This is a genomic window from Streptomyces nanshensis (assembly GCF_001751255.1).
GTDB classification, from domain to species: Bacteria; Actinomycetota; Actinomycetes; order Streptomycetales; family Streptomycetaceae; genus Streptomyces; species Streptomyces nanshensis_A.
This window is the reverse complement of record NZ_LJGW01000377.1, coordinates 72,644-96,753: the sequence shown is the minus strand read 5'-3', so window position 1 is coordinate 96,753 and position 24,110 is coordinate 72,644. Positions and strand designations below refer to the sequence as shown.

Here is a 24,110-nt window from a genome sequence, read left to right as displayed (position 1 = left end):
AACTTGACGACGACGCGCCTGACCAAGCGCGGCCGCGCCTTTGCCCTGGAAGGCATTGGCGACGCCGCGACGTTGGAGACCGGCGGCAGCATGCGCCGCGGGAAGATCACCGTGAACGGCGACACACTGCCGGTCGAGGTCAACCACCCACGGAGGCTGGGCATCACCGTCGGGGACGGCAAGGACCCGATCATGCGCCTCACCCCGGGGCAGTCACAGGTTCCCGGGAGTACGCAGCCTGCGCACTGGGACGTCTCACGCAGCTTCCGCGGCTACCGCGCTGTGCTCACACGGGGCGAGGCCCGCATCGAGTTCTCGCTGCCGAAGCTGCGCGGCAAATCCGTCGACGTATCGGTCACGGGCGAGTGGGCGTACCTCGAACTCGTGGCGCTTGCCGCGTGCTTCGCGCTGTTGGCCCGCCGACGCGGCGACACCCTGCGGGCTGTCGCTGTGGCCACCGCATCCGGGCCCCAAGGCCGCTGAGCCGTCCGGCACCTTCGGGGAGACATCCCGTGCCAGGCAGTGTCCGTTCACGACCTCGTGCGGCGAGTTCGAGCATGAGGCCGTGGCGGACGCCGACGGCAGTGCGCGAAGGGGCTGCCAGAACTAGCGACCTGCCGCCCGAACCAGGCCTGCGTGTCGAGACCGGTGCGTGGGGACAGGCACACCACGGCTTCGGCAGACGCTGACGGCGGCGGGGAGTTGAGCGTGAGGGGTATGCGGCGACGGCTCGGCCAGGGGCGCGTGCTGCACGTGCTCACCGCGGCCGGGCTGGTGCGGTCGGCGCCCCAGGCCGCCGCCAGCGGCGGTGGTACGGGGCCGGCCCCCAGAACAGCCGTCCAGAGAGGACCGTAGTCGGGCTGAAAGGAGCGTTCGGACCTGTGATGCTGCCGCTTCCAGCCCACGCCTTGGGGGAATGTCTATATTAGGATACTGTTCTAGCGTGGGTGGTGGCAGCCCGCACGTCCGGACACACCACCAGGAGCAACGATGAGCGACGAGTCGACCCTCGGCGCCTGGTATGCGTTGCCCGAGATCCGCAGCACTCCCGGGCACCGGATGCTGTGGGACGCAAGGACTCCCCGGCGCGCACCACGCGACCGTTCACTGGAAACTGCGGGAATACGAGCACTCCTGCACCGCACTGCTGCGCCGACCGGCCGAAGCCCTGGCCTCCCGGATCGCTCTGGAGCACACCATCCAGCAGCCCTCCGTGGAGTTCGAGCCCCTCGTAGCGGACGACGACGCCTTGTCCCCGGCCCTGCTGACCGACCAGGCAGAGACGCTCGCCGCCGCGTACGAGCACGCCCGCCAACGCCTTCACGATCTCCATCGCACGCACCAAGGCGCACAGCGCCCGGACTCCGAAAGGGGCAGTGCCTCATGATCCGCGCCGGCCGCTTGAAGTGGGTCCGTACGCTCGACGACATCGCGAAAGCGCAGGGCTACAAGTCCACGAAGGCGTTCCGCAACACCGGCCGGCACCGCGCGCCCCAACACCCGGCTCCGATCAGCGGACCTCTGGAGACCCGCGGACGGGCCAAGACGCTCTACGACGGTGAGCAGACCGACGCCTACTACCGCGGGGACCCCGTCCCGGAACTCACTGGTGCAGAGGACCCCGACGATCTGCTCAACCGGGAAGAGGCAGCCGCCGAGGCAGGCGTGCCTGTAGATACCTGGAGCCGCTACGACGACCTTCCGGGCCTCCGTCCGCTTCCCAAGCCGGTCAAGGTCAAGGGCGTGACGTTCTACCGCCGCGGCGACATCCGCGCATGGCGAGAGGACAAGGAGATCTACCGCGGCGGCCGTCCCACGGGGACCGCCAACCTGGTGCCGGTGGAGGAGATCGCCCCCCGCACGGCGGCTCTGCTCGCCGACAATCCGGTCATCAGGGCGGAAGAGGTCGCCGACGAGATCGGCCTGGGGATCGACGCCGCGCAGCGGGCCCTGGCCGCTGCACGCGCCGATGGTATCGAGCAGTTGCTGGAGCGTCGCCCGGGGTTGTCCGAGCAGCAGATCGCCGACGAGCTCGGCTACCCGCTGTTGCCGGTACGGCGTGCGCTGCCCGCGGTGGCCGCCCGCAGCCGCGCGCGCGCCCTTGAGCCGTACCTGACCCATGTGATCCACGGCCTGGACGAGGCCGGCATCAGCACCGCCGCCCACCGGGTCAAGGTGCGGCCCAAGAATGTGGTCGCCGCGGCGCTCAAACTGTCCGCAGCGGCTCCGGCGCCGTACCTGCTGTGGGACGAGCGCTACGGCTGGCGGACTTCGCCGGCGCGGCCGAACCTTGACCGCGGCGAGCGCATTCCCCCCCAGGGCAGCGGAATCCGGTACCTCGACAAGGCCGGCCGTCAGCCCAGCGGGCAGGCGCTGGCCGAACTCCTGAAGGATTCCCGCACCGGCCGAGGGAAGCCGGCGGAGTTCGCCGAGTCTCCAGGAACTGCCTGACTGCCTAGGTGTCTTTTATAGGATACTGTTCTTGACGTCTGGTGGGTGGCACCTCGCCAGTGCCCGGGAAGCAGTATCAGGAGGCACCATGCCCGCGGTGATCCGCTCAGCCTGGACGCGCGTGACCGGCACCGCCACAGCCAGTGCAACGGTCCGAGGTCTGAACGTCCGGGGGGCCGGGGCCCGGAGGTACGAGCGTCCCGCGGCTCTGCTCGTGCGTTCGGGAATCTCGTCGGGCGGCCTGCCCGCGTAGGGCGGGCGTCGGATTTGCCCTCTGGGGCCTACTCGGTCGGCCTCGGCCGAGGTCCCGTGGGCCCACTCACTCGCATCTGCAGAAAGAGATCTCCAACATGACCGACACCACCGCCACGGACCCCCTCGACCTATATCGCCAACTCGCGGACCTGCAGCGGGAGTCTGACCGGATGCGCGTCGCCGCCGCCCGGCGGAGCGCGTACGAGGACGCGTGCAGGCGGCACGCCGACCTCAACACCGCAGCGGCCCAGGGGAGTTACCACGACGACCACGAGGCCGTTCGTGAGGAGCTCGCCGAGTACGAGGGCAGGGAACCGGCATCGGTCGACCCGCTCGACGTCCTCGCCTACCACCGCCGCAAGGTCGAGGTCTTCCGCGGACTCCACGAGGCCGGCGTGCCGGTCGAGGAGGCCCTCGCGGAGGCCGAGGCTCAGCTCGCCGACGCCCAACTTGCCGCACCGACCGAGATTCGAGGAGAACCGACCCGTGACCGCTGAGCCCGAGACGACCCCCGGCACCCTGGATGCACTGGTCTGTCAACTTCTCCGGCACGGTCTCCTCCACGCACACCTGTCCGCCGAGGTGCAGCACGACATCGGGCGCCTCACCGACGAGGCCCACCACACCCTCACGACGCTCCCCGGAAGCGTCAGCGCCGATTTCCCAACGATCTCCCGTGTCCCCGCCACCGTCGCGGAGGCGTTGATCGACTGGAGCGCCTACCAGGCGTCCGATGAGCCACCGCCGGACTCCAGCAAGACCGACTGGCTGATCGGCTTGCACGGAGCCCTGATCGAACTGGCGGATACCCTGAGTCAGACCCGCACCCGCGCCGCTGCCGACGAGATCCTCGCCGCCGCCGTGGTCGCATACCACCAGCGCGTCGTCGACGCGTGGGCGATTTTCTGAGAAGTACCCAGCCGGCTCCTGTCGCCGCCTCCCCGAGAGGCTCTGCACGTACGTCGGCCCCGTATGGGGCCGAGGTGTGGCTGTGGCGCGCGCGATGCGGCCGAGGGCCGGTCCCGGCGTCCGGCGACACCCTCGATTGTGTACGTGTCTTTTCTGGGATACTGTTCTTTTGAGTTTCGCGTCACCGAGGTCCGTCTGCTCGGCGTTCCGCGAGCAGACACGGGCCCCGGCGAAGGAGCCTGGGAGATCTCCTGCGACCACAGGCGGGAGAGGCAGCCCATCGGCACCCCAGATCAGCGCCGATTTCGAGGAGCTCCGGATGGTCAGCACCTTCCAGCCGGGGAGCACCGACCCCGCCCTGGAGCTGGACGACGTCGTCAACGTCAGCCAGAGCAACGGGGTCGAGCTGCTCAGCCTGACGGACGAGGAGCCCGGCCGTGATCGCGTGGTCGAGGGCCTTGTTCACCGGTGGCCGCCGTCCCGGCTACCGACATATGCGGCTGCGGGAGCTGGAAGTTCTCGCCGAGGAGAACCGGGGAGAGCGCATCGCATGGGGGTGAGGGCTCTCATCCTCATCCCGGGGTACGGCCTTGCGGATGGCCGCCCGGGACCACCCCACCACGCCGAACCAGGAGAAGATCAGATGCAGCAGAAGGAGCACACCGTCGCGATCCCGCAAGCGGACGAAGGGGCGGTGCGGTCCTGGCGCAAGTGGCTCCAGGGCCTGGAGGAGAGCAAGCCCGGCGGGATGGCCGCGGTGGGCAGTTGGCTGGAGGCGGGAGCCTCCTACGTACTGCCCGTGGGCGCTCTGGTCGTGCTGTGCGATCCGCAGCCGGACGGGGAGAAGAAGCGCGTGCGGATCTGGCGCGTCAAGCGCGACGGCGCGTTCAAGGAGGAACGCGACTCCACGCTCGGCTCCGCGAACGCTTTCGGCGTCTCTGTGCGCGGCACGATGCGTCGGCTGCTGGAGAAGCACCCGGCCGACCGTCACGCGATCCCGCGGCAACTCACCGCCGCTCCGCCCCGCCCGAACGCCAAGGATGACCAGTGTGAAAGGTGCAGGCAGCCCGTGGCCGCCGGCGAGGGCCGTCTGGTGCGCGCCTCCTCCGGGTACAGCGTGGCCGCGCATCACCCGGGGCAGTGCTCGCCCCCGCCCGTGCGCCCCAACCTCTATGCGGGCCCGTGCTCGCAGTGCGGGGGCTGGCTGGAGTCCGAGGAGGGCATCCTCGAGCGGCGGCGGCCCCGGCACAACGGCCCGTGCCCGCCCGCGGAGGAACGCCGCCCGGCCCAGTCCCGGGCAAACGAGCGGCAGCAGGACTGCGAGAGGTGCGGCAATCCAGTACCGCCCCTGGAAGGACTGCTGCTGCGCTCGGAGCCCGTGTGGATCGTCCGGCACCGCGACGGCGCTTGCCCTCCGCGCGAGGAGCTGTGGGAGATCGACCGCGGAGCACCGGGCCGCTTCCATCCCCGGCCCGAGCGGTGCATGCCCGCAGGGACGGTCCTGCGCACCCGGCTCCTCGAACCGCCCGACCAGCCCTTCCCCGCCGACGCACCGGGATACCGCCGCACCGGCGGCCGCGAGGTCTCCGCCGTCGTCACCACGGTGCGCGAGAAGACCCCGGTTTACTGCCGGGACGCCGACGGCGACAACCCGGGCGTCCTGGTCGGCGAGGACGGCTGGTACTTCCGCATCCTGGTCCGCCCGGCGACCGCCGAGGAGGCGGCCGACATCCTCGCGCGGGAGGAGACCGCAGCCCGCCGCGCCGAGCTCGAGGAACGCCGCCGGCGTCTCTTCCTCCACCCCCACGTGCAGGACGGGGAACTCCCCGAACAGCCGGACCTGAGCAGCACTACCCTGGTCAACTTCGGGGAGCGGGAGCGCCGTTCGATCCTTCAGACCTGGCCGGAGGACGAACTGCGCGTCGACGAGGCCCGCGGGGTCGTCTGGTTCATCGAATATAACGGCCACGACGGAGACGACTGGTCGCGCAACAACATCACCTCCTTCATCGCCCGGCGGTTCCCGCTGTCCGAGGAGCGCCGGGCACTGCTGACCGCGCTGCGCGCGGAGTACGAACAGCCCGGAACCTGACGGCCTACGGGCTGTCAGTGGGGTGCGGCAGAGTGAGCGCGTACGCAGAGGCCGCCTCTGCGTACGGCGCTCCGCAGTATCCGACGTGAGGAATTCAGCAGTGAGCAGCATCGATCCGCGGGAGACCATCGTGGAAGTCCTGGGCGGCCTGGTCGCGATGGACCCGCCCCCGCGCGCGATGGATCCCGAACTGGCGCCGTGGCACGTGCTGTTCGAGCACGGCCACAACATCGTCACCGCGCTCGACACCGGCGATCTGGGCGAGGACCCCAGCACCGAGGCACTGCGGCGCAGGCTGCTGCCAGCGCCGGTCAAGATGCTGGAGCGCACCGGCTGGCGCGTCGTGAAGGGCTTCGTGGTGGCGCGCCTGCCCCACGACCCCACGGAGGGGCTCATCGTCCCGCCGGAGGACGAGGAGTACGTCCAGGAGCCGGCCACGAGCGGCGGGTCGGCCCTCGCGGTGTACGAGGTGGGCAAGCCCTACCCCACCCGCCTCCCCTGGCAGAGCGGAGGAGTCCAGATCACCGTCACCGCGAAAAACGTGGACTTCGTCCTGCCGCTGAGCGGCCTGTCCGACCCGGAAGTGCGCGCCTTCCGCAAGGGCAACGCAGAGTTCGCGATCATCGCCGAGGACCGGTACACGCTCTGGCTGTACCGGTTCACCAACCCCACCTCGGGGAATCCCGCGGCGCGCGGCCCCGGCATCTCCTGGGCCGACGCCCCGTGGGAGTACCACCGCCAGGCCCTCCTCGGACAGCCGCCCGCCCCGCCGGGAGACCCCGGCTCCACCTTCCCCCTGCAACTGGTCCTCGTGGAGGCCGACACCGGCATCGTGCGGGGACTGCGCCTGCTGAACCCTCCGGTCCAGTTCGCCGACGCCGTACGGGCCGCGGTCGCCCGCCAGGCGCAGCGGCCGAACGAGATCCAGCGGGCCGACGCCGAGATCGAACGCCTCTACGCCCGCTACCCCAACAGCGCCGCCCTGCTGCCGCTGGCCACTGCCCGGTTCGAAGCCCTGCGGGACGGTACGGCCGGCCCTCGCCGCTGATGCCGGCAGCCCCCTCCCGCCGGGCTGTGCTCCGTAAGCCGCGACGTACCGAGCACAGCCGTACCGAGAGCGGCTTCCCTTTGCAGCAAGTGTCTTTTCTAGGATACTGTTCATGTCGAAACTCGGGGTGGCGCTCCGCCAGCACCCGGAACAGCAATCGACGCGCGAGGGGGCGGGACGATGGAGAACGTGCTGGACGAGACCATGGAGAACCTGCTGGAAGTGGCGCAGGCCGGCGCGCGCGCAGTGCTGGCCGTGTATGTCCGGGCGGAGTTCATCGGCCAGGAGAGCGCGGAGATGTGGGTCGAGCACGTCGTGCCGACACGCATCGACGAGATCCAGGAAAAGGCGCGCCGGGGACTCTCCGCCGAGGAAGTCACCCGGACCTTCCGGGGCATGCAAGAGGAGCTCAGGGAGCAGGTCCACCCCAGCGTCCCGGGCCGGCCGGTGGGCGAAGCCTGGACTGCGATGTTCTTCGCCGTCTGGGACGCGCTGCGCCCCTACTACGTACCAGCGGGCACCAGTGCGGCACAGCCCCACGACACGCCCCCGGAAACCGACGGCCACACCACGACCGGCACCAGGAGCACACCGTGATCAACCAGCGAGAGATCACCGTCGAGCACATCCGCGACCTGCTCGCGCACAGCGACGACGGCAGCGCCCTCTGCCTCATCGGCGGTATCGACGGCGACATTGAGGTGCGGACCGCAGCGGACATCCCCAGCCAGCATGGCGTGATCATCACGCGTGAGCAGGCGTCGGAGGTCTTCGGGGAACACCACCCCGACGGGCTGGACGACGCCACGATCGACGAGCTCCTCGACGAGGCAAGCGAGGGATGGATGGAGCAGACCCGCGAAGCCCTCGCCTACTGACCCGCCGTCGACGTAGCGGGCACGGGCGAGTGGGCGCACCTCGAACTCCTGGCGCTCGCCGCGTGCTGCTGGCCCGCCGACGCGGCGACACCCTGCGGGCCCTCGCTGTGGCCACCGCATCCGGACCCCAAAGCCGCCGAGCCGTCCGGCACCTTCGGGGAGGCAGGCGTCCCGCGCCTGGCAGTGTCCGTCACGACCTCGTGCGGCGAGTTCGAGCATGCGGTCGTGGCGGACGCTGCGTTCGAGACCGGCGAGTGAACAGAACCGAGCGGCCCTCGCCCGGCGTCCCGGAGGGGACAGGCACACCACGGCTTCGGCAGACGCTGACGGTGCATCGTGGTGCGGAGCAACTCGGTACGGCGGCGGGGGAGTTGAACGTGAGGGGTATGCGGCGGCGGCTCGGACAGGGGCGCGCGCGATGGTTTGCACTGCCCGTGCTCACCGCGGCCCGGATCTTCCGGCCCAGCAGGCCGGACCGCATCACCGACCGCAGTATCGAGCGGGCTCACTCCGTCCGTACGGCCGCGGGCGCCGTCGCCACAGCCTGGGTGATCTACGCGTATCCACTCCAGGAGCCTGCCAGCGAGTTCGCCCGCGACAAGGCCGCTGAGGTCTTCATCGGCACGGCCATACTCCTCGTGACGGGATCGATCGCCCTGGGCGCCTTCGTGCTCGCCGCGCGCCGTCCCGCACGAAGCCTCTACCGTCGCCGGTCCGCCGGCCCTCTGACCGGCCTCGCCTCGCTGCTCAGCTGCGTCGTACTGACCTGGCTCCTCGTCCTCAAGGACGGCATGCGGTGGCTCGCGCAAGGCCTGGGCGCCTTCGACGTCGTCGTCTACATCCTCGGCGTCATCTTCTGCCTCTTCGCGACCGTCTTCGTCGCGGCGGGATCGGTCCTGTGCCTGCATCACCTCTTCCGCACGGCCGACGTGCACGAAGTTCTGCCCCCGCTCATCTCTCCCGTGCTGGCGTGGACGATGTTCGCCCTCCAGGTCCTCGACGCCTCACCGGTGGCCGCTCCGGCCTGGGTGCAGGTCGCGTTCCTCCTCACACCGCCTCTGTCCGTCACGGCGCTGTCGATCTGGGAACTGCGGCGGCTGCGCACGCACTTCGGCGTCACCGTGCGCCGTGCTCTGCACCGCGAACGGGTTCTCACGGGCTGAGCCTCACCCGCTCCCCGCTTCTGACGTGCCCGATTGTCAGACCCTCTAGTTAAGCTATACGAGTCAAATAGTTGAGGAGTGCGGAGCGTACTCCACGACCGCCAGGAGCCACATGCTTGCTGATGAGCTTCCCCTCGCCCAGCACGTTCTCCCCCGCAACCAGGGGCACCGCGGCGAGGAGATCAACCGGGCCCGCAAGGCCACCTCCATCGCCTACGCCCTGTTCTGCCGCCACGGCGACCGCCTCACGCGCGAGGCCATCAACGCGCTCACCGGTACCGAGATGGCGAGCGTCGCCCGGCAGATCGGTGTCCGTCCGCCCAACAGCACGAAGACCGAAGACGCTGTCCGTGGCCTCCTGCGCACCATGGTCGAGACCACCGGGACCGGAGTCTCTGCCTCCGACCTGTGCGGTCACCAGGCGCCGGGCACCCACCCGGCCCTGAGCGAGGGCCAGCGCCTCGCCGAGCAGCTCGACTGCCCCGTCCTGGTCGTCCCCGTCCGGTCCTGAAGGAACGCACCCACCGGCCGTTGCCGGGCCGACATGGCCCGGCAACGGCCGCGCGGTGTACGCGGCCCCGCTGAGCTGGACTCCATCCACAACTGCCCCTCCCTACCGTCCGCTCGTCTCAGCCCGACGAGCCACAAGGGGAGCGGCATGCACGCCACACGGGGCAGCCGGCGAGGAGCTGGAGCCAGCGCGCAGCGCATGGCCAGGACGATCCGCGGTGCCGAGCGCCGCAGGCAGCACCGCCGGGCACGCTGGATACTTCCGTTCGTCGCCGCAGCGGCGGGGTTCGCCGGCTACGGCGCGAGCGAGGCAACCGGCCGGTGGCACGCCGGAGTCGCCCTCGGCGCCGTCCTGTTCGTCCTGGCCCTTCACCGGCTCTACCGCACCAGCGGGCGCTCCCGCTCGTGGCGGACCGGTGCCCGGGGGGAGCGGCGCACCGCCCGGCACCTCGCCCCGCTCTCGTGGGCGGGCAAGGGCCGGTGGGCCATCCTCCATGACCGTCAAGTGCCCTCCTCCCGAGCCAATCTCGACACGATCGTCCTGGGCCCCTGCGGCGCCGTGTACGTCGACACCAAGGCGTGGATGTCGCAGTCGTCGAAGGTCCGGATGCGCGACGGCCAGCTCTGGTACGGACGGTTCTCCCAGCAACGGTCCATGGACACCGTGCGCTGGGAAGCCGACCGTGCCGCAGCCGTGCTCAACTGCCCGGTGCGGGCCGTCGTTGCCGTGCACGGAGCCGCGATCCCGCCCGGCGGGCTTCACGTACCCGGCAACGGCGTGACCGTCCTTCAGGCGCGGGAGCTGCGTTCCTACCTGCGCAGACTGCCGCATGAGCACGGCTGGAGCCGACGGCGCGTCCAGGTCACACGGCTCAAGGCGAATGTGCTCCTTCCCCCCGCCTCGTGACGCTGCCCCACCAACAGGAGATCCACGTGCCGATTTCGAGGTCCGACCGCATCAGCGGAACGCTCTACGCGCTCGCGGCAGACGCGGAAGCCGCCAAGTCCGCAGTCCTGGAAGCCCTCCGCGACGAACGCAAGAAGTCGAACGTCTTCGACCATGAGCACGAGGCGCGAGAAGCTCTGCAAACCACTACCTGGGCGGGCGGTGAGACCCGCCGCGTCTACGCCGTCCGTCTCGACATCCGTCCGGCCAAGCCCTGATCCGCACTGCGTCGTCAACCCCCGGTGCCGACGGGCGGCGGCTCGGAGCGCGGCGCCCGCCCCGCAGCAGACGTCACCGAACCCGCGACGCGCCGCCCGAGCTCGGTGCGGAAGATGCGGGCGCCCGACTCCGCGGCGGCGTCCCCGGCGGGTGCGGGCGCGTCCTCGTTCTCCTCGCGGTACTCGGCCAGACCCAGAGCCACCAGTGAACGGCGTGTCGCCAGGGTCACGTTGGGAAGGAACTGGCCGACCTCATCCACGCGATCGGTCAGGGCCCGCCGCCCAGTTGCCTTCAGTACGGCGTACCGGCCCCGCTCGGTGATCCGGAACGGCCTGCCTCCGGGACGCTGGTCGAGCGCCTCCGCGGCCTCGTCGATGACGAAGCCGTCGGCGTCCTCCCGGAAGATGAACCCCTCCTTCAGCATGGCCGCCAGGAGCCGCGGCGTCACCCCGCCCGGAAGGTGCCCGTCGGGGTGAGCACACGCGGCCTTGAGGTGCTGCGCCTCCCGAGGGGTCGGGGACCTGAACTCGTGCACGCGGGCATCTCCTTCGGTGTCGGAGGCGAGACTGGTGTCTGCGGGGCGAGCAGGGCCTCGTACTGTGCGGTGCGGCTGCGGTGGTGTTCCAGCGCAGCGTCCGCCTTCGCGTGGGCCGATCGCAGCTCACGCAGCCGCCTGCGGGCAGCGCCGAGGTTCCCTGTGACGCGGTCCTTGCCCGCGGCCACGCGCAGCGCGTGCGTGTCGTCACGGTCCAGGTAGTGCCGTGCCAGCGCGCGCAGCACGGCGGAGGCCCGGCGTTCGGTCGCCGCTGGTGTCGGCCTGCTCGTCGTCCGGCCCGTGCGTACCGAGGAGGGCAGCAGCGGGGGAGAAGTCGGGGTGATGGCCGCGGGGTCCGAGCTGTGGATCCAACCGCCGGAGAGGCGCACGCCGTTGACCGTCGGGGCGCTCGGGTGATCATGGCTGCGGCGTGAGCGGATCCGGCCGTAGGTCACGTAGATGCCACCGGGGACCGCAGCGTCGCCGTAGGGCTCCGGACCCACGCTGAAGGTGCCCCGCACGCGGCTGCCGACCACCGAGTAGACGACGTACCCCGGCACGACGTTGACTTCCTGCTCGACGACGGACAGCACGCCCAGATTCCGCCCGTGCCTGTCCACGAACGGGAGCGAGACGGGCTCGCTCCGCGGGGGGCGGATCTGCGGCAGCCGCCGCCGGTGCAGACCGCAGAGCACGTTGATGCGCCGTCGAGCCTCGGAACGCTCACGCCGGAGGTCCGACAGACAGGCCTCGTAGTGACACATCAGGTCACGCTCGTGTGCGGCATGCTCGCCCGCCTTGAAGCGGGCGGCGGCCAGAAGGAGCTCCCCGCGGTCAGCGCGGGCACGCCAATGCCTCACCAGCGCGAGGATGACCTCCTGCGTACGGTCGTAGGTGGCGTCGGGCAAACGCCGGCCCAGGTGGCTGTTGGTGAGCGTCACGGCGTATCGGCCCAGGAAGTACCGGGTTGGCGGGCTCTCCGGATCGAGGCCGTCGGTCCAACCGTGCAGGCGAACTCCGTTGATCACCGGCTCGCCGGGCTGGGGAGAGTAGAACCTCCCGCTCTCGCTGCCCTCCCCGAACTGGACCGTGACGGTGCGCGGCAGAACAGGGCCATCGGAGAGCGCTTCGGGGATCACGACGAGGGTGCCCTGGATCCGGGGGCCGCGGACGACGTACCGCACCCGCCCGTGAGCGAGCACGGTCTCCGCAGCGCGCAGCGTGCCGCCTCCCGGCAGGCTCAGCTCGAGATGTTCCGCTGCGGGTATGACCGGCATGGGCCACTCCTCGAAGGTGGGATCGCCCTGGCGGGAGGCCAGGTCTCGGCAGATCGCTGGGCGCCTGGCGGCTCGCTACGGGAAGGCCAGCACCGTCCGGTCACTGAGATTCCGCTCGATCTCCGGAAGCTGCCCGGTGAACTGGAACAACAGCGGCAGCGACGGGAGGTCGTGACCGTCCCTTGCCGAACCGGCGTACACCAGCGCCTCGTCGAAGGCCTTCAGGCAGCGACGAGTCGTGAGTCGCCGGCGGAGGCGGCCGAGAGGGCTTCCTCCAGCGCCGATGTATGTCCTGGAGTGCTCCTTCAGCAGGAAGCGACCTTGGACGAGATGGTTCCAGGCGATCTGGCCGGCCGTAGCCGCGGATTGCTGGCGCGGGGCTCGGGCGACGAGCGCGTGGCGGGCGTCTTCCGCCGCGACGGCGATGTCCTTCCAGGTCTGGTCGGGGGCAGGCGTGCGGGCGGAACGACGGTGCCGTCCGCGGCAGTTGCCGTATGTCGTAAGGGAGATTGCGGACACGGTGGCTCTTTCGGAGTCAGTTCGGTAGCTGAGCGGGGACTAGGCTGTCTCGCCGCCCAGTTGCGGGTCCGGGCAGGCGGAGAGGGAACCGCTCTGCTGGTGCACAGCCTGAAGCGGCGGGACTTGCGGGTCCTCGAGGGCCCAGGGGCGCGACTCGCGGACCGGTAATCTTTAAAATGCACTTCATGGGAAGAGTTGTCAAATCTAACGGGTCATGTCGTATGGTCGCGGGACCAGTGCGCCACAGAACGCCTCCGGCGCCGGCCGGGAATGTCAGCGGCTTCTGACAGGATCCGGCGAAGATTCACGATTCACCGCACACGAACCAGGAGCACAAGATGAACCGCAGCGAGCTTGTCGCCGCACTGTCCGAGCGCGCCGAGGTGCCCCGAAAGGACGCCGACGCCGTCCTGGCCGCTTTCGCCGACACCGTCGGCGACACCGTGGCAGAGGGCAGCGAGAAGATCACCATCCCCGGCTTCCTCACCTTCGAGCGCACGCACCGCGCGGCTCGTACGGCGCGCAACCCGCAGACCGGTGACCCCATTGAGGTCCCGGCCGGCTACAGCGTGAAGGTCTCGGCGGGCTCCAAGCTGAAGGAAGCCGCGAAGGGCAAGTAGCCGCACGCGAACGACCGCACGGTCGGGGCGGTTCCCGAACATCCGGACAGCCCCGACCGGCGATGATGGCCACCCGACACGAATCGGGCCCGCAGGTGAGGTTCGCCTCCACTCACGAAGCACCCGCAGAAAGGAGTCACCCATGCAGCAGGCGCGACTCGCGGGCTGTAAGGAGTGTGTGGGCAGCATCAGGCCTGGATACAACAGCGGTTGGCAGCCGGACGGTCGAGGCGGCATGCGCCACATTTGGCTGCGATGCCCGGCTCTCTGCACACCCGCCTCCCGCGCAGCCGAGATCGCCCGCCAGGAAGAAATGCGCGCCCGCCGCACCGCCGAAGCTGCCGTCGACGAGACCGCCGGCCCGCAACAGCCCCAGCATCCGGCCTCCCCGCAGCCCGCCGCCCGCTACCGCGGCCGTCCCCACGCGGCACAGCAGACCCCGGCACCGACACCCCAAGAGGCGTCCGCCCGCGGCTCGTCCGCCCCCAGACGCTGGCCCGCTGCCGCCCTCGATGTCACCGAGTCCGGAACGTGGACCGTCGACGTTCCCGTCCCGGCACCGGCTGGAACGAAACTCACCGACTGGTTCGCCTGGTTGGGCACCGGCCTGCCCCTTCGTGTCGACCGCATCCACTCCAGCGGCCGCAACCAGGACGGAATCGTGTGCCTCTCGGCCGCCGCCCTCACGGCGCTCGGCCTGCCCGCGTCGTTCCCTACCACGCCGAAGGCCGTCGCGAAGCTGCAGGAGAAACTTGCCAAGGCAGCCGCCAGCGTTGGAATGGAAATCTCCGAAGAGCTCGGCCCCGTCATCCACGCCTTCAGGCGCAAGGGCGCCCCCGGCGGCCCCAAGGCATCCACTCGCGTCATCCTCACGCCCTGGCTCGGCCAGGGCGACGAGAAGCAGCAGGCCGTGGCCGCTCTGACCGCACAGCTCGCCGCAGACCTCCACGGGACCCCGGACGCCCTCACCCTCGCACGCCGCATTCGGACCTTCGTCGCTGATCTCGGTGTCGCTCCCGGCGCCAGCCCGGCCACCACCAGCATGCGACTGCTGGAGGCGGCCCGTCCGCGCACGGAGTGGGTCGAGGACGAGGACTCAGGGGACTGGCAGCCGAAACTGCGCGAGGGCGCGCTGCCGGCCGGCGACACCACGGTGCCCCCCGCGGCAGGCGCGCGCCATCCGCTCACCCGCGAACTCCTCGACAAGGGGCAGGCGGTGTGCGCGGACGAGGACTACAAGTGGTGGGCGAGGGAGCTGACCGATGAGGAGAAGGCGAGGCCATGGGTCGTCGCCGTCGACGTCTGCGCCAGCTACCTGTCCGTCACCGAGTCGCTGCGCCTGCCCGCCGGACCGCTCACGCGCGCGCAGGACCCGCAGTGGGACCCCAAGACCGCGGGCCTGTGGTGGTGCGACTTCACCGTCGTCCCCGTCGACGAGGAACTGCCGCACCCCGCGACCTTCCACGGCATGCCGCCCGAGGGCCCCGGCTGGTACGCCACACCGACCGTGGCCTACATGGTCACCGCGTACGGCTTCGACCCCGGCACGATCACCGACGCCTACCTCAGCGACCACACCGTGCCCCTGCTCAAGGAGTGGACAGGCCGGATCCGCACCGCTTACAAGCGGACCTACGCCATCCTCGGCCTGAAGGACAGCCAGACCCCGCAGGAGTTCCTCGACGCCTACGCCACGCACAAGGACGGCGAGACCACCGAGGAGGCCGACGCCCTCGTACTGGCCACCGCCTACAAGCAGGTCTACAAGAGCGGCATCGGCAAGTGGGCGGACTCCGCGGCCCGTCTGGAAGACGATGCCTGGCTGGAGAAGGTCGCCGGCTCCTGGGAGTATCGGCCCGAGATCCGCTTCCACATCGTCTCCGCCGCCCGCGTGGCCGTACACCGGCGGCTCCGCAAGACCTTTCAGGAGAAGGGACGCGCGCCGATCGCGGTGAACTACGACTCCGTGCTCTACGCCACCGACGAGCCCACTCCCGTGGAACTGCTCGCCTACCGTCCGGACGGCAAGCCGCTGCCCGGCACGGTGCGGCTGGGAATCGGACCGGGCTCGCACAAGCACGAGGCCACCATCCCCCTTGATGCGGTGACCGATTTGATGGATGCCGGGGAACACCCCTCCCGGCTGACCAACAGCTACGACACTGCCGGCGCCGTGCTCGCAGCGTGACGACGACCAGGAGCCCCGAACCGCGATGGCCCGCCGAACGCGCCCTGCCAAGAGTTTGTTCATCGCTGCGAAAGAGGCCCTCTTCCCGTCCCGGAAGACCCCCAAGCTCGTCACAACGCAGGCTGCTCAGGTCCTCGAGCGCAAGTACGGGGGGAACGTGGGCGCGATGGCCGCGGACTACCGTCTCAACCGGAGCACGGTCAGGAAGTGGGCGGACGGGCGGATCAAGAGCCCTTCCCGCGAGAACGCCGAGCGTCTGCAGCACGACGCCGCTGCCGTGCAGACCACGGCCCGAGGCAGGAAGCGTCGGGCAGAGCAGATGAGGGGCCGGCCGTTCTCCCGCCACTCGGTCAGGGTCAGCCGTGCCGGCACCTTCGAGATCCGGGGCTCGCCCGCCGTCCGCCGTCGGGACATCGAGGTGGACCTGACCGGAGACGAAGCAGCTGCGCTCGCGGTGGCCACGACCGAGGAAGAGACGATGGAGATCGTCTCCGACGCAGTGGCTCGGTACTTCAACGGAGGCCTCTACGGGGGGTTCGTCGGCAGCGACTTCACGTTCGAGCCGTCCGACACCCACTTCCGATCCACCTCCCGGCCTTTGGACAATCCCTCCAACACACAGAGCAGCCCAGGACCGTCCGACGAGTCATCGGCGTCGGCTGCTCCGCCCGCGACCTGAGTCAACCCGTCCTCCCGACGCACGAAGGAGTAGGCGATGCCCACCGGTTCTCCTGAAGACGGGCTGATCAGCCTGGCGGACTTCTTCCAGGACCCGGCCAACTATGCGCCGCGGCACGCAGCCCCCGCAGTACCGGACCGGGCCGTAGACCCTGACACGACCGCCCCGTCCGTCTTCGACCCGGCGACCCGAAGAGTGCGGGTCATGAGCGGCAAGTGCACCACGTGCATCGGCCGACGCGGCACACAACTCAGCGACGAGCGACGCCGCGAACTCCTGGGGCTGGGCCCGGACGGGTCGTACGACGAAGGATGGACCGTCTGCCACGCGACTCTGCCCGACAACCCCGCCAACACCGCGAACCTGCCGCCCTCCGTGTGCGCGTGGATCGCCCAGCACCCCCTGGCCGCGCCGCGCTCGCTGGCCATGCGCATCGCAGCAGCCCTGGGCATCGACTACATCGATCCACAGACCTGACCCACCACGGCTGCGAACGGCTCCTCGCCTGCGACCAGCACAAGGTGCGACAGCCACAGACCAGGCCGGGAACGTCGTCGCCCGAGCGTGCCGCGTCGGGACCACACCTCCCGCCTGCGAAGTTGCAGCCGGATGGGTCCATCTCACTGCGTAAACTTGGCCCGTGTCTGTGATGTCATCACGCACACCGGCAGTTCCCGTCCGACCGAAGGACTGTTCCGTGTCCGACCGGCCTGAGATTGTGTGTATCTGCGGCTCTACCCGGTTCGCGGACGAGATGCGTGTGGCGAACCAAGATCTGACCTTCGCAGGTGTCATCGTCGTCGCGCCAGGCGAAGCAGACGAGTTGGTCACCAACGAGCAGAAGACCGCGCTGGACGCTCTCCACCTGCGCAAGATCGACCTGGCTGACCGGGTTCTGGTCGTCAACCCCGGCGGGTACATCGGTGAGTCCACGAGCAGGGAGATCGCCTATGCTCGCGCCGCCGGCAAGCCGATCTCGTTCACCGATCCCGTCTGACTTGAGTGGCCGTCAGACATCCTTGTGGTGGGCGCGAGCAACGAGTCTCGGTGAGCCTCAGAGCGTGTTGCTGAGAGTCTTCGAAGTCGTCGGGCGCAGCCCTTGTGCGTGTGTCTCGTGACGTGATCTCTGAGGGGCGGGCGCTGGCGTTCGTCCTGACCGGCGGCCCGGCAGCGGACACGACGACGCTGCCCGACACACTCGACGAGATCCGCGTGGTCGGCACGATCGTACGGACACGTCAGCGCCCGGACCGCCTGCTGGGGGTCAAGGGCTACCCGTCCAAGGCGAAGCGAGCATGGCTGCGTGAGCGGCGCATCGCCGCGACGACCAGATCGCACCGCCGCAAGCCGTCGCAGAAGACATGACCGATCTCGTCTTCGGAGAACTGGCCTGGCTGTGGCTCGCCCGCCGCGGCCGTACGGCCCCATCAGCGCCCGCGGAGCATACTCCGGATCTCCATGCGGGCCGGGGCACCCGACGGCCTCGGGCCGCTCAACGGGGCCTCACGCCAGGAGAGTTGCCGCCCGTCCGGTCCGCTGGAGCGAGGGCGGCGCACGGGCGGTCGGTAAGCGTCTGAACAGGTACGCGCCCAGAGCAGGCATCTGTCCACAGGCGCTCTCACACACCCTCGGTCCCTCCAGGCCTCACCCCTGCGCCGCTGCCACCCGAGAGAAGAGGGCGACGTCATGCTCGAGACTCGCGACCGTCATACAGATCAGGCCGCTTCTCCGTCCGACATCACGCTCCGCACACTGACCGGGGAAGGCGCCCTCGAGTTCTTGAACGAGACGTGGCCGACGCTGTACGGGCAGGACCCCGACGCGACCCCGTACCAGGCCGCCTCCTGGCTCTCGGCCTGGGCGGCACAGCTGCCGCCCACCGCCAGCGTCCTGGTTCTCGTCACGGGCACCGCAACGGAGCCCGCGGCCGCCGTGGCCCTGGTACGTGAACAGCGGCTCGGCCGCCGCGCCTTGGTCTACCCCCTCGGCGCTCCCCATGCGGAGTACACCTTGCCCGTCGGCCCGTACGCCGCGGACTCCTCCGTTGCGATGGCTCTCGCCGAAGGGCTGAAGGAACTCGCCCGCGACCACGATGTGGTCGTGCCGGACATGCCGGCCGAGAGCGGCCTGGCTCAGCAGCTCTCCGCTCAGAGAGGCTGGACACAAGATCCGACCCGCTGCGCGGAGATCCCGCTACCCGTCGCCTACGCGCGCATGTCCAGCTCCACCCGGCGGGAACACCGACGCCGCGCACGCAAGTGGGGAGAACTGGCCGCCGAGCGGCGCGTGGTCTACCGCCGCAGCCGACGTACGGACGAACTCGTTGCCGCCTACCCCCTGTTGTCCCAGATGCGGCAACGACGCTGGGCCGGACAGCCGGAGGATACCGAGAACGTTCTCATCAGCGACGAAGCTTCCTGGCCGGCGGTCCTGCAACGCTGCGGTGCAGACCTGGCGTTCATCGCCGCTCTCGAGTTGGACGGACACGTCGTCGCTCAGCAGATGTGCCTGTACCGGGACGACCGGTGCTACTCCCTCTTCCCGGCCATGGACCCCGACTACGCCGAACTCGCCCCAGGTCACGCCCTGTTGCGCTGGCTGACGGAGGACCTGACCGACGACGGTTTCTCCCTCCTCAGCCTCGGGCTGACCCTCGAGACCGAGGGCCAGCGGGGCTACAAGCGGCAGTACCTGCCCCGGGAGCGGAGCTGCGTCACCTTCTGTCGCCTCAGCAGCCGTTGAAGACGAGAGGCCCGCAGATGATGCCCTTGCCCCGGCTCCTGACACGACGTCCCCGCATACGGGCACACTCCTTCAACGACTGCCGGCAGGACTGCCACCTGGTGATCTACCAGTGGCATGAGCGGGCCGAGGACGACGAGAAGTACGTCAACTCCTGGGAAGTCCTCGGGCGCATCACCTTCGCTCTCCGGGAGTGTGCCCGAGTGCACCACCGGCGTCTCGTCGGCGCGATGGAGTACGACTTCGTGCACGACCGCGCAGAACTGGCCCCTGGTACATGGCGGCACATCCGCAGGATGCGATGGCGCACGGAACCTCTCCCGTGGCGTTGGTCGCGACTGGTCCTGGTGCGGGCGTGGCAGCAGACCGTGCCGCTCCCCGAGTCCGGAACGCGCTGACGCGCTTCGCGTCAGCAGGCCCGGCTCCCCGCCCGACGCAGCACGGGCGCACCGCTCCGCGAAGGGATCAACTCCCGCCGGGCTCAAGGAGATCAACCAGATCGAGGTTCGTCTCGCCGTCGACGAGCGACAGCGCGACATCGGCACGCGCCGCCAGATCCAGGGGAGCCACACCCTCCTCGTAGACGGCGTGCACGAACCGGTCGAGGCCTGCTCCGACTAACGGGGCCGCCGTACGCAAAGACGCCTCCAGCGCCACTCCACGGGTGGCCCCGCCGTGCAAGATCACATTCCTTGTGCGGTAGAGCCTCCGAAGTGCGATGCGGAAGGTCTGAGCGACATCACTGAGCACGCGGCGAGGGCCACCGACGAGGTCGGCCATACGCTGTCCGGCCGGAATGTCGCTCCACTTCGTCGAGGAGCCGGAGAAGTCCAGGACATCGGCACCGGCGGTGCGCAGCGCCTGAGCCACGAGGCGGGCACGCTCACGGTTCGTCGTACATGCCTGGACGCTGCGCTGCAGCTCGTCAGGCTGCTGAGGCTTGTGCCGGTGCGCCAGGGCCGTCAGTTCCGCGCGCGGCCAGGAACAGGCGATGACAGCCGCCAGCCGGTCCGCGGCAACCGCCTTACCCGAGCGCTCCTGCTCCTGCGGGTCGTCGGGGTGGGTGAGCAGGGACTCCACAGCCGCCCATCCTCCCGCGACGGCCGGAGCGAGAGGCCCGCGGTTCAGGGACGCAGCGAGCTCCAGGGCATCGTCGATGCGGCTCCCACGCCCGGGGTCCTGATAGAGGTGGCCCTCGTTGACGAGCGTGAGGACGTCCGCGCCGCGCGCCGGAGGCGCCAGGGGAATGGCGTGAGGGTGACCTGCGACCCAGATGTGAGGCAGCGGGACGATGCCCCCCCGGTCGCGGCGAAGGAACTGAGCGCGGGCGGTCAGCCGCTCCAGCAGCTGCCGGGCCTGTTCGGCTGCGCTGTAGGGGTCCATCGCCGTGAACCGGTGCACGAAGCCTCCGCCGGCCCGTACGCCCTGCGTGGAGTGGCTGTTCTCGCGGAGCCAGGCGATGACGGCGCCCTTGTCACGCCAGGGCTTCAAGCCTTCGGCGAGGTCCCGGCGGGGAGCCTTCTCCAGGGCTACGAGCACTTCGAACGGGCGCGGTGAGGCCTGCGCGAGTTCCACAGCGCTGTCGGTGAGGTCACCGGTGGACGCCCCGGCGCGGGCCAGACTGTGCGTCCAGGTACGTAGCCGGCTTGCGCTGTAGCCCAGGTCCAGCAGGTGCGCGCTGATGACGCGGGAGAGGCGTTCCGGCTTCACCTGTGGTTCGCCCGGCTGGTTCACGACCGTCGCCCAGCGCTCGAGGTATCCGGGACGGGCGTGCTCGATGATCTCTCGCAGGCGGCGGCGAGCGGGGCTGGGGTCCGGGAGCGGATGCTTCAGCAGCTGCGTGAGCTCTCTGCGCAGCTCACGCTCGCCCAGCCCGCGGTCCGGGCCGATCAGCGCCGTCAGCTGGGTCCGCTGCCAGGTGCACGCAGCACCGGACAGCACGCCGTGGGCCTCCCAGTACCCGGCTTCCCACAGTTCCTCCAGCGCCAGGATCGAACCTATGTCCCAGAGCCGGCGCGCCCACGGAGTGCCTTCGTCCGTGACGTAGTCGGCCATGCGGGCCAGGACGTGGCGGGCATAGGGATCCGAAGCCGCGTGGGTGACCATCGGAGCACCGTAGCGGACGGAACATCGCCTCCCAGCGGCCCTGCGAAGGCTGTGCTACTCTGTTCCCAGACTTGAAGGGGCACTCGCCGTTCGCGGCCACTGCCCCTTTCTTCTTGCCCGAATTCGGCCGGCAGAAGATCCGGATGGGCACCGTACCTTCAGGTACGGCGCCCATCGGGTCCTCTCAAGCCGAGCGCAGCGCCTTCACGAGCACAGCGCTCAGAGCCGAGGGAATGTCGGAGACCTGCGCGATCTGCGCGCGGCGGGCCCCGGACAGGACGTTCGCCTCAGCGTCCAGGCAGAACCACAGCACGTGGACGCCCGAGTCCGCCAGGCGCTTGACGACCCGTGCACCGCCGCCGCGCTCCGCAGGCTCCCAGTGCCCGTCGGAGACGATCACCAAGACCCGCGCTCCGGCTCCGCCCGCCAGCGTCAGCGCACCGTCCAGCGCCCTCGCTGCCTCGGTGAAGCGGTGATTGCCATCGTTCGCGGAGAACCGCGTCACCTGCGCGGGAGGCACCCCCGGAGAGACGATCGGCGTGACAGCCGAACCGAAGGCACACGTCGCTGCGACCCCCTCCACCTCCCGTGCAGCGTGCGCGAACACCCACGACGTGGACGCGATGATCCCGGTGTAGGGCCTCATCGATCCGGACACATCCACCGCGACTCCCAAGGCGACCGGCGGATTCTCCACCTGCTGACGCCGCACCGACCGGAAGGGCCGCGCCGTCACCGGCAGCCCGAGAGACCGTTGAGCTGCGCCCAGCATCGCGTCACGACCGGAGAGCCGTCCCGGAGGGAGTGCCGAAGAGACACGAGTGCGCACCGGCTCGCGGAACTGTGCCTCCCGCAACGCCCGTCCCAGGCGCCGGGCGGCAGCCCGCTCATCCGACGTGGGGGCACGCCGTCCCACCACCGGATCGTGGGGCCGCGCCCGCACCGACGTCGGCGCGGGCGCGAACACCCGCCGGGACGCCTTCTGCGCCGCAGCGCGCGCAGCCTCCTCGTCCGCTGCCCGCGCCGCCCTCCGTGCCGCCTCTTCCTGTGCGCGCTGCTCCTGTTCAGGGTCCGGCAGCGCGCCGGTAGCGATCTGCGCGCTCGTAGAGGCAGCCTCCGCGACGGAGGCCACAACGGACGCGAACACGTCGTCCCCCGCGGCCTCCTCGCTGCCACTCCCGTCACCATCGGACCCCGCCGCCGCGTCCTCTGCGGCAGACGGGCCGCCAGCAGCGCAGCCGACGCCCGGCAGGTCCTCGTCCTCCTCCGCCCCGACGACGTCAACCCACCGGCGCGCGACCGACAGCAACGCCTCCTGGTCGCCGTCACGCAGGTCCAGCGCCTCACGCCACAGCGCACGAAGCGCCGCGAGGTCATCGGCGCCCAAGGCGGCCTCCACCGCCTCATACACCGGCCGGACCTCCGCCTCGGTGAGTACGCCCGCGTCCACACGGCCCAGGACCAGCGCAGCGCCCGTAGCTGCCCGCCACCGGTCCCCGACCGCTGACGCGTCGTCCGGCTCCGGAAGCACGATGTGCCGGGCCGCCGCGCGCAGGAACACGCGGTCACCTGGCCGCTCCTGGAGGTGCCGCGCCTCGATGCGCGGCTCCTCCAGCAGCACGGCCGCGCGCACCGCAGCACGCCCGGCAGTCCGCGGCCACGCGGACCAGCGGGTGCTGCGGGCGTGGGCGGCCTCGTGCCCGCACATCCCGATGATCACCGGGTGCCGCAGGCGGCCGGAGACGGTCAGCGGATCAACGTCGTCAGGGTGCGCGGAATCCGCCAGGGCCACCGCCCCGTTGATGGTCACCCACACGCGTGCGGGGTCGAACCACGCGGGCTCCCTCTGCGCGTCCCAGACCATGTCCAACAGCACGCTGTCCCGGCCCGAGAGCTCGTTGATGATGGAGCTCAGGCGGCGGCCGAGGGCCGCGCGGGCATCGCGGAGGTCGTCATCGACCTCGTCACCAGCGGACCGTACGTCCGCGGGGGCGGTCACTTGCGCCCCTGACGCGGCTTGCGCATGCGGGCGCCCAGCGTCAGCGGCTCGGCCGGGGCGAGGTTCGACGCCAACGTCTCCGCCATGTCCTCGCGGTCGGCGGCCGGGCACTTGCGCAGCAGGCTCGCTACGGCGAAGTCCTGACCGTGGCGGGAGAAGCACTCAGCGAAGCTGAGAGCGTCGCGCATCTGCGGGATCCAACCCTCGTACGTCGCCTGGGCCTTGCGCTCCTCCAAGTTCTTCGCTGCCTTGATCAAGCCGAGCGGCACGCCGAGGTCGGCGGCCAGGTCCCAGTCCGTGGTGACCTGGAAGTGGTGGTCGAAGCGGCTCACCAGTGCATCGCTGAGGTGCGCGCCGGGAACATCGCGGTTGCAGGCGCCGATCACGAACCAGCCCGGCCCCACCTTCATCGGCGGCAGCGTGGGGTTCATCTCGATACGCAGCTCGTCCCGGCCGTCCATGAGGGGATACAGCACGCTGAGCACCCGCGCGTCGATCAGGGCGATCTCGTCGACGAACAGCGGCACATCGTTCTCGACGCTGCGCATCAGCGGCCCGGGCATCCACTCGTAGGCCTTGGTGGCAGGGTTCTGGACGAACGTGCCGACGAAGTCCGGAACCTCGGTGCTTCCCGTTCCGACGATCGTCTCGACGCCGCCCGGGTGGCCGTTCGTGGCGTCAGCCGCGAAGGCGGCCTCCACCATGGCCGTCTTCCCGGCGCCTGGCGGGCCGTCCATCAGCACGTGCTCGCGGTGGCGGCGGGCGTCTCGCAAGAAGGCCAAGTCCTCGACCCCGGCGAGGTTTCGGGGGTGGTACTTCTGGCCGTTGGGCCTCATCTGCACGCCGACCGGCGTCAGATGGGACACCGGGGCGGCCGAGGTCTTCGGGCGGGGCCGCCTCTTGGCGGAGCTCGACGTCTGACTCCGAGCGAGCTCAGCCTCGCAATGGATCCGCATCTCTTCTGCGATCGACAA

General features: G+C 70.2%; 27 protein-coding genes. 21 read left to right on the top strand and 6 right to left on the bottom strand.

Features of this window, described 5'->3' with window-relative positions:
• Nucleotides 1–3 precede the first annotated feature (3 nt).
• The 13 genes from AN218_RS22795 (at nt 4) to AN218_RS22740 (ending at nt 10,470) form a co-directional block, all read left to right on the top strand.
• Nucleotides 4–483, top strand: a complete 480-nt coding sequence (locus AN218_RS22795) for a hypothetical protein (RefSeq protein WP_070018757.1) — start codon at nt 4–6, stop codon at nt 481–483.
• A gap of 900 nt (nt 484–1,383) precedes the next feature.
• The gene (locus AN218_RS22790) at nt 1,384–2,451 is read left to right on the top strand and encodes a hypothetical protein (protein WP_070018756.1); all 1,068 of its coding nucleotides are present in this window, start codon (nt 1,384–1,386) and stop codon (nt 2,449–2,451) included.
• Nucleotides 2,452–2,801: 350 nt separating this feature from the next.
• Nucleotides 2,802–3,203: a hypothetical protein gene (locus AN218_RS22785; protein ID WP_070018755.1), complete on the top strand. Its 402-nt coding sequence runs from the start codon at nt 2,802–2,804 to the stop codon at nt 3,201–3,203.
• Nucleotides 3,193–3,615 (top strand): hypothetical protein, encoded by a 423-nt coding sequence (locus AN218_RS22780; protein WP_070018754.1) that lies wholly within the window; start codon nt 3,193–3,195, stop codon nt 3,613–3,615. The genes AN218_RS22785 and AN218_RS22780 overlap by 11 nt, the downstream gene beginning before the upstream one ends.
• A gap of 437 nt (nt 3,616–4,052) precedes the next feature.
• A complete protein-coding gene (locus AN218_RS38800; RefSeq protein ID WP_275936990.1) occupies nt 4,053–4,175 on the top strand; it encodes a hypothetical protein in 123 nt (40 codons plus the stop codon).
• An 83-nt stretch (nt 4,176–4,258) separates the two neighbouring features.
• Nucleotides 4,259–5,707: a hypothetical protein gene (locus tag AN218_RS22775; RefSeq protein WP_070018753.1), complete on the top strand. Its 1,449-nt coding sequence runs from the start codon at nt 4,259–4,261 to the stop codon at nt 5,705–5,707.
• 100 nt (nt 5,708–5,807) lie between these two features.
• Nucleotides 5,808–6,755: a hypothetical protein gene (locus AN218_RS22770; protein ID WP_070018752.1), complete on the top strand. Its 948-nt coding sequence runs from the start codon at nt 5,808–5,810 to the stop codon at nt 6,753–6,755.
• Nucleotides 6,756–6,935: 180 nt separating this feature from the next.
• Nucleotides 6,936–7,352 (top strand): hypothetical protein, encoded by a 417-nt coding sequence (locus tag AN218_RS22765; protein ID WP_070018751.1) that lies wholly within the window; start codon nt 6,936–6,938, stop codon nt 7,350–7,352.
• On the top strand, nt 7,349–7,633 hold the full coding sequence (locus AN218_RS22760; RefSeq protein WP_070018750.1) for a hypothetical protein: 285 nt from the start codon (nt 7,349–7,351) through the stop codon (nt 7,631–7,633). Before AN218_RS22765 ends, AN218_RS22760 begins: the two co-directional genes overlap by 4 nt.
• Nucleotides 7,634–8,067: 434 nt before the next feature.
• The gene (locus AN218_RS22755; protein WP_141747667.1) at nt 8,068–8,796 is read left to right on the top strand and encodes a hypothetical protein; all 729 of its coding nucleotides are present in this window, start codon (nt 8,068–8,070) and stop codon (nt 8,794–8,796) included.
• A 112-nt stretch (nt 8,797–8,908) separates the two neighbouring features.
• Nucleotides 8,909–9,307: a hypothetical protein gene (locus AN218_RS22750; RefSeq protein WP_070018748.1), complete on the top strand. Its 399-nt coding sequence runs from the start codon at nt 8,909–8,911 to the stop codon at nt 9,305–9,307.
• A gap of 198 nt (nt 9,308–9,505) precedes the next feature.
• A complete protein-coding gene (locus tag AN218_RS22745; RefSeq protein ID WP_171908761.1) occupies nt 9,506–10,213 on the top strand; it encodes a nuclease-related domain-containing protein in 708 nt (235 codons plus the stop codon).
• Between the two features lie 26 nt (nt 10,214–10,239).
• Nucleotides 10,240–10,470 carry a hypothetical protein gene (locus tag AN218_RS22740; RefSeq protein WP_141747666.1) on the top strand — a complete coding sequence of 77 codons (231 nt, stop codon included), beginning with the start codon at nt 10,240–10,242 and terminating at the stop codon, nt 10,468–10,470.
• A 14-nt stretch (nt 10,471–10,484) separates the two neighbouring features.
• Here the strand turns inward: AN218_RS22740 and AN218_RS22735 are convergent, their stop codons facing one another.
• From AN218_RS22735 to AN218_RS22725, 3 genes are all read right to left on the bottom strand, one after another.
• The gene (locus AN218_RS22735) at nt 10,485–10,895 is read right to left on the bottom strand and encodes a hypothetical protein (RefSeq protein ID WP_171908760.1); all 411 of its coding nucleotides are present in this window, start codon (nt 10,893–10,895) and stop codon (nt 10,485–10,487) included.
• A gap of 20 nt (nt 10,896–10,915) precedes the next feature.
• The gene (locus tag AN218_RS22730; RefSeq protein ID WP_070018744.1) at nt 10,916–12,283 is read right to left on the bottom strand and encodes a hypothetical protein; all 1,368 of its coding nucleotides are present in this window, start codon (nt 12,281–12,283) and stop codon (nt 10,916–10,918) included.
• A gap of 75 nt (nt 12,284–12,358) precedes the next feature.
• Nucleotides 12,359–12,802 (bottom strand): hypothetical protein, encoded by a 444-nt coding sequence (locus AN218_RS22725; RefSeq protein ID WP_070018743.1) that lies wholly within the window; start codon nt 12,800–12,802, stop codon nt 12,359–12,361.
• A gap of 338 nt (nt 12,803–13,140) precedes the next feature.
• Between AN218_RS22725 and AN218_RS22720 the strand changes: the two genes are divergently transcribed.
• The 8 genes from AN218_RS22720 to AN218_RS22685 all read left to right on the top strand — a co-directional run bounded on the left by AN218_RS22720 (nt 13,141) and on the right by AN218_RS22685 (nt 19,429).
• The gene (locus AN218_RS22720; RefSeq protein WP_070018742.1) at nt 13,141–13,422 is read left to right on the top strand and encodes an HU family DNA-binding protein; all 282 of its coding nucleotides are present in this window, start codon (nt 13,141–13,143) and stop codon (nt 13,420–13,422) included.
• Nucleotides 13,423–13,735: 313 nt separating this feature from the next.
• Nucleotides 13,736–15,610 carry a hypothetical protein gene (locus AN218_RS22715; protein WP_070018741.1) on the top strand — a complete coding sequence of 625 codons (1,875 nt, stop codon included), beginning with the start codon at nt 13,736–13,738 and terminating at the stop codon, nt 15,608–15,610.
• Between the two features lie 25 nt (nt 15,611–15,635).
• Nucleotides 15,636–16,289 (top strand): hypothetical protein, encoded by a 654-nt coding sequence (locus tag AN218_RS22710; protein ID WP_070018740.1) that lies wholly within the window; start codon nt 15,636–15,638, stop codon nt 16,287–16,289.
• A gap of 36 nt (nt 16,290–16,325) precedes the next feature.
• The gene (locus tag AN218_RS22705; RefSeq protein WP_070018739.1) at nt 16,326–16,766 is read left to right on the top strand and encodes a hypothetical protein; all 441 of its coding nucleotides are present in this window, start codon (nt 16,326–16,328) and stop codon (nt 16,764–16,766) included.
• A 220-nt stretch (nt 16,767–16,986) separates the two neighbouring features.
• Nucleotides 16,987–17,286 (top strand): hypothetical protein, encoded by a 300-nt coding sequence (locus AN218_RS22700; protein ID WP_070018738.1) that lies wholly within the window; start codon nt 16,987–16,989, stop codon nt 17,284–17,286.
• A 122-nt stretch (nt 17,287–17,408) separates the two neighbouring features.
• Nucleotides 17,409–17,654 (top strand): transposase, encoded by a 246-nt coding sequence (locus AN218_RS22695; RefSeq protein WP_070018737.1) that lies wholly within the window; start codon nt 17,409–17,411, stop codon nt 17,652–17,654.
• 414 nt (nt 17,655–18,068) lie between these two features.
• On the top strand, nt 18,069–19,031 hold the full coding sequence (locus AN218_RS22690) for a GNAT family N-acetyltransferase (protein ID WP_171908759.1): 963 nt from the start codon (nt 18,069–18,071) through the stop codon (nt 19,029–19,031).
• Between the two features lie 101 nt (nt 19,032–19,132).
• The gene (locus AN218_RS22685) at nt 19,133–19,429 is read left to right on the top strand and encodes a hypothetical protein (RefSeq protein WP_141747665.1); all 297 of its coding nucleotides are present in this window, start codon (nt 19,133–19,135) and stop codon (nt 19,427–19,429) included.
• A gap of 67 nt (nt 19,430–19,496) precedes the next feature.
• Here AN218_RS22685 and AN218_RS37580 read toward each other — a convergent pair whose 3' ends face one another.
• The 3 genes from AN218_RS37580 to AN218_RS22670 all read right to left on the bottom strand — a co-directional run bounded on the left by AN218_RS37580 (nt 19,497) and on the right by AN218_RS22670 (nt 24,002).
• Nucleotides 19,497–21,137: a hypothetical protein gene (locus AN218_RS37580; protein WP_070018734.1), complete on the bottom strand. Its 1,641-nt coding sequence runs from the start codon at nt 21,135–21,137 to the stop codon at nt 19,497–19,499.
• Between the two features lie 184 nt (nt 21,138–21,321).
• Nucleotides 21,322–23,136 (bottom strand): VWA domain-containing protein, encoded by a 1,815-nt coding sequence (locus AN218_RS38795; RefSeq protein ID WP_070018733.1) that lies wholly within the window; start codon nt 23,134–23,136, stop codon nt 21,322–21,324.
• Nucleotides 23,133–24,002, bottom strand: a complete 870-nt coding sequence (locus AN218_RS22670; RefSeq protein WP_171908758.1) for an AAA family ATPase — start codon at nt 24,000–24,002, stop codon at nt 23,133–23,135. Before AN218_RS22670 ends, AN218_RS38795 begins: the two co-directional genes overlap by 4 nt.
• Nucleotides 24,003–24,110 lie beyond the last annotated feature (108 nt).